Source organism: Brevundimonas sp. (assembly GCF_036399195.1).
Lineage (GTDB): Bacteria > Pseudomonadota > Alphaproteobacteria > Caulobacterales > Caulobacteraceae > Brevundimonas.
On record NZ_DASWNO010000028.1, the window covers coordinates 1 to 9,866 of the forward strand.

The window sequence follows — 9,866 nt, forward strand, 5'->3', positions numbered from 1 at the left end:
CCGGCCGGAGCGGCGTCTTCAGCCTTGGCCTTGGGGGCCTTGGCTTCGCGCAGCATGGGCTCGTCCGGGTTGACCGCGGCGCCCAGGTCGACGCCCGAGGACGCCTGGCCGGCGGCCAGACCGTCGAGGACGGCGTCGGCGATCAGGTCGCAGTAGGTCTGGATGGCGCGGGCGGCGTCGTCGTTGCCGGGGATCGGGTAGGTGATGCCGTCCGGGTCCGAGTTGGTGTCCAGGATCGCGATGATTGGGATGTTCAGCTTGCGGGCCTCAAGGATGGCGATGGCCTCCTTGTTGGTGTCGATCACGAACATGATGTCCGGGATGGAGCCCATGTCCTTGATGCCGCCCAGCGACAGCTCGAGCTTGTCCTTCTCGCGCTGCAGGTTCAGCAGCTCCTTCTTCACCCGGCCTTCGCCGCCGGCTTCCAGCAGGCCTTCCAGCTCGCGCAGGCGGGCGATCGAGCCCGACACGGTGCGCCAGTTGGTCAGGGTGCCGCCGAGCCAGCGGTTGTTCATGTAGTACTGAGCGCAGCGCTTGGCGGCCTCGGCGACCGGATCGGCGGCCTGGCGCTTGGTGCCGACGAACAGGACGCGACCGCCCTTGGCGGCGACGTCGCGCACGGCGACCAGCGCCTGGTGCAGCAGCGGGATCGACTGCGACAGGTCGATGATGTGGATGTTCGAGCGCGATCCGAAGATGTAGCGCTCCATCTTCGGGTTCCACCGGTGCGTCTGGTGGCCGAAGTGCGCGCCTGCTTCGAGCAGCGAACGCATGGAGAATTCTGGCAGAGCCATGAGGGGACGTGTCCTTTTTCCGATAGACGTTGCGCGGGCGAGTAAAAGGACCGCCCTCTCTTGCGAAGAAGATCCCTCGGAACGGAGCGAACGGGGATGTCTCCCCCGGACGCGCCACGCCCACGTGCGAAGTGCGCGCGGCTTCTAGGCGGGATGGGCGCGGAAAGCAAGCGGCGGCGTCAGGTCGAGCCCAGCGCCATTCCAGCGGCGGCCGCCGCGATCAGAACCGCGGGCGGCGCATAACGGCCCTTGACGACGTAGAGCGCCAGCAGCGCCCCGACGGCCACAGCGATCGGCCAAAGCGCGGCGCCCGGGGACAACAGCACTTGGGCGAGGCCGATCACGGTCGCTCCGATCACGCCGACGACCGCCGCCGCGACGCCGTCCAGCGCGGCTCTGATCCGCGCATCAGCGACGACAGCTTCCAGTCGATCGTAGAAGATCATTGAAAAGGCGAACGCCGGCAGGAATACGCCAGCCGTGATCGTGACCGCCCCGGTGAAGCCTCCGGCCGCATAGCCCGCGAAGGTGGCGAAGATGATCAGCGGGGCCGGCAGAACATTGGCGAGGGCCACCCCGTCAAGAAAGTCGCCATCGGAAATCCAGCCCCGACCAACCAGGTCCTGCCGGATGAAGGGAATGGCGGTGTAGGCGCCGCCGAACGTCAGGAGGCCGCCCTTCAGCCCGGCGACGAACAGGCCGAGGGTCTCCGCGCCGCCTCCCCGCGCCAGCGTCGCGAAGGGAGCGACGGCTTCCGGAACGTGACCGAAGGCGATCCAGAGGATGAGCGAGATGATCGCCAGCGCCAGCAGGATCGCCGCCGCGCCGCGGCGTCCGCTGCACGCCAGAACATGGACGGCGGCCCCGGCCGGCAGGACGACCCAGAAGGGCGCCGCCGCCAGCGTCGCGGCGCTGGCGGTCAGGCCGATGATCCACAGCCCCCTGTCGATCAGGATGTGCCCGCCAATCCTGTGAACGGCCCGAACGATCAGCGCGACGACAGCCGCCTGGGCGCCGAGCAAGGCCGGCGCGGCCCAGGCGCCGTTCACCTCGAAGCGGAACCACGCCCAGGCCGCCAGCATCATCAGGATGAAGCCCGGCAGCATGAAGCCGAGGCCGGCGAGCAGGCCCCCCACCCTGCCCTTGGCCCGAATGCCGAGATGGACGCAGAGTTCGTGCGCCTCAGGTCCCGGCAGGGCCTGCATTACAGCCAGCAGCCGATTGAAGCGCGGCCCTGAAATCCATCGCTCCTGTTCGACCAGTTCATGCCGGATCATCGCGATCTGCGCCACCGGGCCGCCGAACGCCGTCGCCCCGAACCGCAGGAAGCGCAGAAACAACGCGCCATGGCTCATCGCCGGCGGGTTGAGCGCCTCCTCGTCGGTCTTGGCTGAAGGATGCCGGGTCATCGCAGGGACGTCACCTCCGCCTCAGGTCCCGCGCGGCTTGGCGCGGGTTGTGGCCTCGGCGCGGGTCGGATCTTCGGGCCATGGATGTCGGGGATAGCGGCCGCGCATCTCGCTGCGAACCGCGGCCCAGCTGCCCGCCCAGAAGCCCGGCAAATCCCTGGTGACCTGCACCGGACGGCGGGCCGGCGACAGCAGCGCCAGCGTCAGCGGAACCCGACCGCCCCCGACGGCAGGATGGGTCGTCAGGCCGAACAGCTCCTGCACGCGGACGTCGACGCGGGGTCCGCCCGGCGCCGCATAGTCGATCGCCGCTGAGCCGAGCGGGGTTTGCAGCCGCGGCGGCGCTAGTTCGTCCAGGGCCCGCTGCCGATCCCATGGAACCAGCGTCCGGAGCCCAGCCTCGAGCGACGCGTCCGACAGCGCGTCCAGCGCCTGAACGTCTTCAAGGAGCCGCCAGAGCCACACCTCCTGCGCGGCGACGAGGCCCGGGTCGGAGACGTCCGGCCAGTCCGCATCAAGGTCGTGCAGGAACGCCAGCCGCGCGCGCAGGCCCGAGGATCGCTCGCCCCAAGGCAGGGCGGCGGGGCCGGCCCGCTCCGCCTCCACCTTGAGCACGGCGGTGACGGCGCGCCGATCGGGCGCCCCGACGACCTTCTCATCGACGACGACCGCGCCAATGCGGCGGAGGCGGCGCAACACCATCCGGCCCGATGGTCCCCGCGTCAGCCGGTCCTCACTCTCCACGCGATGCCGGAGGCTGGCGGGGTCCAGCGGCGCGGCCAGCCTGATGCGGTCGCGGGCATCGCCGCCTCCTAGTTCGGCGACGGCCAGCCACCCCTCCTTCGCCAGTGGATCAGTCGGATCGATGAAGGCGCCCCGGCCCGACGCAAGCAGGACCTCGCCCGGCTTGCCGCGGGCTTTGGCGACGCGTTCCGGAAACGCCTCCGCCAGGAGGGCGCCCACGTCCGCGTCCTCGCCCTGCCCGCTCCCGGCGGCCCGGGCCCACCGCTCGGCCAGACGGCGGGCGTCCTGCGCCCGCGGCCCCCGGTCGCGGTCGAAGGCCTTGAGCCGCTCCCTCGCATCCGGTTCGCTCCCGCCCAGGCCCGGTTCGCTCAGGATCGCCGCCAGCTTCGCGCCCCTCGCGGCGTCTCCCGCGTCGCTGGCGGCGGCCACCATGTGCGCGAGACGCGGCGGCAGCGGTAAGCCGGCGAGTCTTCGTCCATGCGGGGTCAGCGCGCCGTCCACGTCGATCGCGCCGAGCCGCTGAAGGACGTTCCTGGCCTCGGCGAAAGCGCCGGCGGGCGGAGGATCCAGAAGCGCCAGCCCCTCCGCCGACCGCGCGCCCCAGCGCGCCAGATCGAGCGCGAATCCGGTCAGGTCAGCCTCGAGAATTTCGGGTCTTTGATGAGCGACGAGGCCACGCGTCGCCTCCTCGTCCCACAGTCGATAGCAGACGCCCGGCTCGGTCCGCCCCGCCCGGCCCCGCCGCTGCTCGGCGGACGAGCGGCTGACCCGCACCGTCGCCAGCCGCGTCAACCCGCTCGAAGGCTCGAACCGCGGAACACGCGACACCCCGGCGTCGATCACCACCCGCACCCCTTCGATGGTCAGGCTGGTCTCCGCGATCGAGGTGGCCAGCACCACCTTTCGGCGGCCAGTGGAGGCGGGTTGGATCGCCCGATCCTGCGCGGCCTTGTCGAGCGCCCCATACAGCGGCGCGATCTCGACCGCGGGATCGAGCAGTCGCTCGCCCAGCCGCTGTGCCACCCGATGGATCTCGCCCTGGCCGGGCAGGAAGACCAGCAGCGATCCGGTCTGCTCGGCCAGAGCGAGAAGCACGGCGCGGGCCGCGGCGTCTTCCAGCCGCTCGAGGGGATCGCGGCCGAGGTAGCGAGTCTCGACCGGATACATGCGGCCTTGCGCCTCGATCACCGGCGCGGCCTCTCCGTCGGACGCGGCCAGCAGCCGCGACACGCCGGCGATGTCGAGGGTCGCCGACATGACGAGGATCCGCAGGTCGTCGCGCAGCAGCCCCTGCGCCTGCCGCGCTAGCGCCAGCCCGAGGTCGGCGTCCAGCGAGCGCTCGTGAAACTCGTCGAACAGGACGACGCCCACCCCGTCGAGACCCGGATCGTCCAGGATCATGCGGGTGAAGACGCCTTCGGTGATCACCTCAATCCGCGTGTTCGGTCCGATGCGGCTCTGCAGCCGGGTGCGGTAGCCGACGGTTTCGCCGGTGGACTGGCGGAGAGTTGAGGCCATCCGCTCCGCCGCCGCGCGCGCCGCCAGCCGCCGCGGCTCGAGCACCAGCACCTTGCGACCAGCCAGCCAGGGTTCACCGAGCAGGGCCAAGGGGACCACGGTCGTCTTGCCCGCCCCCGGCGGCGCCGCGAGCACGGCCACGTTCCCGGCGCACAGGGCGACCTTCAGCGGCTCGAGAACGGCGTGGATCGGAAGCATCGTCTCCGATCTACCCGCAACTGGCCGGGTCACGAAACCGTCGTCGCCCCTTACCAGTCGGAAACCGCGTTGCCAGAGCAGGCCGGCCCCGCTAGCGTCCGCGCCATTGAAGGCGGTCCGGGGAGGACTCGCCGTATGCAGGGGGCGAGACTCGATGTCCGCAGAAGGCCTTAGGCCAAAGGGGAACCGCCTGTTCCTCAAGAAATCCGTAGCCCAGATCCAGAAGGAAGCCGCCAAGAGCGAGCTCAAGCGGACGCTGGGTCCCCTCAACCTCATGAGCCTGGGCATCGGCGCCATCATCGGCGCCGGCATCTTCGTTCTGACTGGGCAGGTCGCCGCCGCCAACGCCGGGCCGGCGATCATGCTGTCGTTCGTCGTCGCCGGGATCGCCTGCGGCCTCGCCGGCCTGTGCTACGCCGAACTGGCGTCGACCATGCCGGTGTCGGGCTCAGCCTACACCTACGCCTACGGCACCCTCGGCGAGGTCTTCGCCTGGATCATGGGCTGGCTGCTGGTGCTGGAATACGGCGTCGCGGCTTCGACCGTGGCGGTCGGCTGGTCCGGCTATGTCGTGTCCATCCTGAGCGACTTCGGCATCAGCCAGCAGTTGTTCCCGGCGGTTCAGTACGCCGGCGGTGAAGGCCCGCAATGGGCCACACCTCTGGTCCAGTTGGTGCAGGACGCGGGAACGACCTCCTTCCCGCTGACAGGCACCTTCAACCTGGTGGCCGCTGTCGGCATCGCCGCGGTCTGCAGCCTGTTGGTGCTCGGCGTCTCCGAGTCCGCCAACATCAACAACGTCATCGTGGTCATCAAGATCGTGGTGCTGCTGACCTTCATCGCGGTCGGGGTGCAGTACATCAACCCGGCCAACTGGCAGCCCTTCATCCCTGAACCGACCGGCGAGCCGGGCCAGTTCGGCGTCGGCGGCATCTTCCGCGGCGCGGCGATCATCTTCTTCGCCTATGTCGGCTTCGAAGCGGTCTCGACGGCCGCCGCCGAAGCGAAGAACCCGTCCAAGGACGTGCCGATCGGCATCCTGGGCGCGCTGGTGGTCTGCACCATCATCTACATGGCCGTGGCCGCCGTCATGACCGGCGTGGTTCCCTACCTCGAGCTGGCTAGCCCGGCGCCGGTGGCCGTCGCCATCGACCGCATGGGTCTGGAGTGGGCCAACATCCCGTTGGCGGCCGCACCCGGCGGCGAGCTGAACCTGATCGCCTTCCTGATCAAGGTCGGCGCCGTCACCGGTCTGTCCTCGGTCATGCTGGTGCTGTGCTACGGCCAGACGCGGATCTTCTACACCATGGCCCGCGACGGGCTGCTGCCTAAGGCGTTCGCGGTCATCCATCCGAAGTTCCGCACGCCCTGGATCGGCACCATCGTGCTCGGCATCCTGATCGCCATCGCGGCGGCCTTCCTGCCCATCTCGATCCTCGGAGACCTTGTGTCCCTGGGTACGGCGACGGCCTTCGCCATCGTCTGCCTCAGCGTCATCTTCCTGCGGGTCAAACACCCCGAGATGGAGCGTCCGTTCAAGGTTCCAGGCGGCATCTTCACCGCCGTCCTGGGCATCCTGGCCTGCCTGTTCCTGGCCAGCCAGAACCTGATCCCGATGTTCCAGCACGCGGCGGAAGACAACCCGCTGCCGCTGATGCTGCTAGGCGGCTACGCCGTCGTCGGCGCGATCATCTACGCCGCCTACGGCTTCTGGCACTCCAAGCTGGCCAAGGGCATCGACATCACCGAGGACATGGCCCTGTCCACGCCTGAACAGGCGCTGGGCGGCAATGTGGACAACGTGAAGGAAGACTGATCTCCGGATCAGCCGACAAGAAAGGCCCGAGGCTTTCGCCCCGGGCCTTTTTTGTTGCCCGCCGAACGGCCTTCAGCTCGGCTCGACCAGGTCGCTCTTTCGGCGATGGCCGACGCCGTCCCTGCTTGATCGGCGGCGGTCCGGCCCGAAATAACCTTCAAGCTTCAGGAACGGCCGGGGCCTGAGGATCACCGTCTGAATCCTTTCCGTCAGCGCCTTGGCGGTAATCGGCTTGACCATGAACTCGGTCACGCCGACGTCCCTGGCGCGCAACACCCGGATCCGGTCGGCGTGTCCGGTGAGCATGATGATCGGGAGGTAGGGATTGGCTGAATCCGGGCTGTTGCGCACCAGATCCGTGAACGCAATCCCGTCCATGGGTGTCATCTTGAAGTCAACGATGGCGAGGTCGACGTCGTATGTCTTGAGCACCTTCAGCGCGGCGTCGCCGTTGTCCGCCTCCAGTACATGTCGTATCCCCAGCCCCGTCAGAACGGTGGAGGTGAGCGACCGCATCGACTTGTTGTCGTCAACGACCAGCACCGAAAGGCGCGCCAACCCTGACATGTTCGTTCTCCCGACCGAACAATCAGTCTGCCGGCCAGACCTGAAAAACGGCCTAACGGGCGAGTCGGGGCGGTTTGGATTGCCTTCGCCCCAGATCAGGCTAGAAGGCCGCCAGACCTGAGCGGATGTGGCGGAACTGGTAGACGCACTGGATTTAGGTTCCAGCGCCGCAAGGCGTGGAGGTTCGAGTCCTCTCATCCGCACCACCTGAAAGGCCCCCCGGCCACGCAGGCTGTTCACAGCGCCTTGGGGGTTCTTGCTTTGTTCCGCCTTTGCGGTATCCTTGGGTATGGCTGAAACGGCGAAGGGACGCGGCGCCCGCTCGAATGCGACCGGCCGGTTCGAGCCGGAAACCGTGGAGGTCTTCGACGACGGCTGGACCGCCGCCGACGCCGAGGCCGCGCCGCTGCGCACGACCCTGACGCCGGAACGCGCGCGGACCATCATCGCCAGGAACACCAGTCCGGACATCGGTTTCGACCGGTCCATCAACCCCTACAAGGGCTGCGAACATGGCTGCATCTACTGCTACGCCCGTCCGTCCCATGCCTTCATGGGCCTATCCCCGGGTCTGGATTTCGAGAGCCGCATCTTCTTCAAGCCCGAGGCCGCGCGTCTGCTGGAGCAGGAGCTCAGCCGGCCCCGGTATGTCTGCAAACGTATCCACATAGGCGGCAACACCGACCCCTATCAGCCTGTCGAGCGCGAGCTGAACTCGACTCGGTCGGTGCTGGAGGTGCTGCAGCGGTTCAACCACCCGTACAGCATCATCACCAAGTCGGTGCTGATCACGCGGGACGCGGATATCCTGGGCCCGATGGGGCGAGAGGGACTGGCGCAGGCCTGCATCTCCTTGACCACGCTGGATCGCGGGCTGGCTCGGGCCATGGAGCCGCGAGCGTCCACCCCGGCCAAACGGCTTGAGGCGATCAGCCGACTGACCGACGCGGGTGTGCCGGTCAGCGTCGGCTTCGCCCCGGTCATTCCAGGCCTGAACGACCACGAACTGGAGGCCGTGCTGGAGGCGGCCGCGAAGGCGGGGGCCATCGGCGCCTTCTACGTCACCCTGCGTCTGCCGCTCGAGATCAAGGACCTGTTCCGCGAATGGCTCGCCGACGCCCGGCCCGAGCGCGCGGCCCGGGTGATGTCCCTCGTGCGTCAGACCCGCGGCGGTCGAGACTACGATCCCGACTGGAACACGCGGATGAAGGGTTCAGGCCCGGTCGCCGAACTGATCGCCGCGCGCTTCCGCGCCGCAGTGAAACGATACGGCCTCGATGGCGTCCGCGCGCCGCTGGACGAGAGTCGGTTCCGGGTTCCGGCGAGCGCAAAGATCCAAGGTGATCTTTTTGATCTCCCTTCCCCCATCTCGGGGGAAGGTGGCTCGCGGAGCGAGACGGATGGGGGCCTGCACGATGCAGCCTGACCGGACGATCAGACGGGCCCGCCGGCTGCGCAAGACACCGACCCGCGCGGAAGAGTTCTTCTGGTCGCTGGTGCGCGACAAGGCGGTGGAAGGACTTGGCTTCCGTCGCAGGTTCCGATCGAAGCGCACGTGGTGGATTTCGCCTGTCTGTCGGCGCGTCTCATCATTGAAGCGGATGGCGGTGTCCACGAGCTTCGGACGTATGACGACGCGAAACGCGAAGCTTGGCTGACATCGCAAGGCTTTCAAGTGCTGCGTTTCGCGAATGGCGACATCCTCGGAAGACCGAACGATGTGCTCGACGCGATCCGTGCCGCGGGCGGCAAGCCCCCATCCGAGCGGCTACGCCGCCCACCTTCCCCCCGAAATGGGGGAAGGACTCTTGAACTAGTCGTCCTCCGCCGCCGACGGATCGACCGCGTTGGTGACCAGATCGCGCCAGGTGGGGTCGGTGGCGTCGACGAGATCGACGTCCTCCATCAGAGCCACGGCGCCGCCGCCGTCCGGCAGGATGAGGCCCAGCACCTCCATGACCTCGCCCTCTCCGTTCAGGTGCGTCTCAGCCTGAACCGCCACCGCCGCCTGTCCGCCGTCGTCGTCGTCCCACCAGATCACCGGCTGCGGCAGTTCCATGTCGAGAACTGCCGGCGCGTCGGTGTCGCCTAGCGCGAACACCGCGCGGCGGGCCTGCACGTCGTCCAGCGTGGCGACGGCGCCGGTGAACGGCTTCAGCCTGAGCCAGTCCTCGGCGTCGAATCCGCCGCCGTCCTCTTCCAGATCGTCCGTCATCCTACCGCCTGAAAGTCCCGACCAGCTCGATATGCGCCGACCACAGAAACTGGTCCACCGGCGTGACCCGTTCCAGCCTGAAGCCGCCGTCGATGAGGATGCGCGCGTCGCGGGCGAAGGTCACGGGGTTGCAGGAGACGCTGACGACGACGGCGGCGTTCGTCCCGATCAACTGCCGGGTCTGCTCGATCGCGCCGGCCCGCGGCGGGTCCAGCACGACGGCGTCACAGCCGCGCAGGTCGTAGGGCGCTAGCGGCCGTCGGAACAGGTCCCGCGCCTCCGCCGAGATCGGCTTCAGCGCCCGCGCCGTGCCGACGCCGCTTTTGAGGGCCGCGATCGCCGCGGCCGAGGAGTCCGCCGCCAGCACCGGCGCGACTGTCGCCAGGGGGAAGGTGAAGGCCCCAGCGCCGCAGAACAGGTCCGCGACCTTCTTTGCGCCCCGGACCGCCGCCACGGCGCGCTCGACCATGGCGGCCTCGGCCTGAGCCGCCGCCTGCAGGAAACCGCCGGGCGGCAGGGGAACGGTCGCAGGGCCGAACGTCACGGTCGGCTGCCGCTCCATCATCAGGACTTCACCGGCGAGGCTGAGCCGCGCCAAGCCCGCC

General features: G+C 68.7%; 7 protein-coding genes, 1 tRNA gene and 2 pseudogenes. 4 read left to right on the forward strand and 6 right to left on the reverse strand.

All coding sequences use genetic code 11. The features are described from left to right. From rpsB to hrpB, 3 genes are all read right to left on the reverse strand, one after another. On the reverse strand, nt 1-794 hold a 794-nt coding region (rpsB, locus tag VGB60_RS01480; protein ID WP_331036513.1), incomplete at its 3' end, for a 30S ribosomal protein S2. Nucleotides 795-973: 179 nt separating this feature from the next. Further along, the gene (chrA, locus tag VGB60_RS01485; protein WP_331036514.1) at nt 974-2,203 is read right to left on the reverse strand and encodes a chromate efflux transporter; all 1,230 of its coding nucleotides are present in this window, start codon (nt 2,201-2,203) and stop codon (nt 974-976) included. A gap of 21 nt (nt 2,204-2,224) precedes the next feature. Continuing rightward, complete coding sequence (hrpB, locus tag VGB60_RS01490; RefSeq protein WP_331036515.1) at nt 2,225-4,663, reverse strand: ATP-dependent helicase HrpB; 2,439 nt, start codon at nt 4,661-4,663, stop codon at nt 2,225-2,227. A 154-nt stretch (nt 4,664-4,817) separates the two neighbouring features. Here hrpB and VGB60_RS01495 point away from each other — a divergent pair, with 154 nt between their 5' ends. Then, the gene (locus tag VGB60_RS01495; RefSeq protein ID WP_331036516.1) at nt 4,818-6,479 is read left to right on the forward strand and encodes an amino acid permease; all 1,662 of its coding nucleotides are present in this window, start codon (nt 4,818-4,820) and stop codon (nt 6,477-6,479) included. 72 nt (nt 6,480-6,551) lie between these two features. Here the strand turns inward: VGB60_RS01495 and VGB60_RS01500 are convergent, their stop codons facing one another. Beyond that, nucleotides 6,552-7,046 (reverse strand): response regulator, encoded by a 495-nt coding sequence (locus VGB60_RS01500; protein ID WP_331036517.1) that lies wholly within the window; start codon nt 7,044-7,046, stop codon nt 6,552-6,554. A 121-nt stretch (nt 7,047-7,167) separates the two neighbouring features. Between VGB60_RS01500 and VGB60_RS01505 the strand changes: the two genes are divergently transcribed. From VGB60_RS01505 to VGB60_RS01515, 3 genes and pseudogenes are all read left to right on the forward strand, one after another. Then, nucleotides 7,168-7,252 (forward strand) — tRNA-Leu (locus tag VGB60_RS01505). Nucleotides 7,253-7,335: 83 nt separating this feature from the next. Next, nucleotides 7,336-8,472 carry a PA0069 family radical SAM protein gene (locus VGB60_RS01510; RefSeq protein WP_331036518.1) on the forward strand — a complete coding sequence of 379 codons (1,137 nt, stop codon included), beginning with the start codon at nt 7,336-7,338 and terminating at the stop codon, nt 8,470-8,472. Next, nucleotides 8,462-8,724, forward strand: a pseudogene (locus VGB60_RS01515) (DUF559 domain-containing protein); the annotation flags it as partial. The gene VGB60_RS01510 and the pseudogene VGB60_RS01515, both read left to right, overlap by 11 nt. A 135-nt stretch (nt 8,725-8,859) precedes the next feature. Here VGB60_RS01515 and VGB60_RS01520 read toward each other — a convergent pair. Together VGB60_RS01520 and VGB60_RS01525 are read right to left on the reverse strand one after the other, a co-directional pair. Then, nucleotides 8,860-9,261 (reverse strand): hypothetical protein, encoded by a 402-nt coding sequence (locus VGB60_RS01520; RefSeq protein WP_331036519.1) that lies wholly within the window; start codon nt 9,259-9,261, stop codon nt 8,860-8,862. 1 nt (nt 9,262) lies between these two features. Then, nucleotides 9,263-9,866: pseudogene (locus tag VGB60_RS01525) on the reverse strand (RNA methyltransferase); the annotation flags it as partial.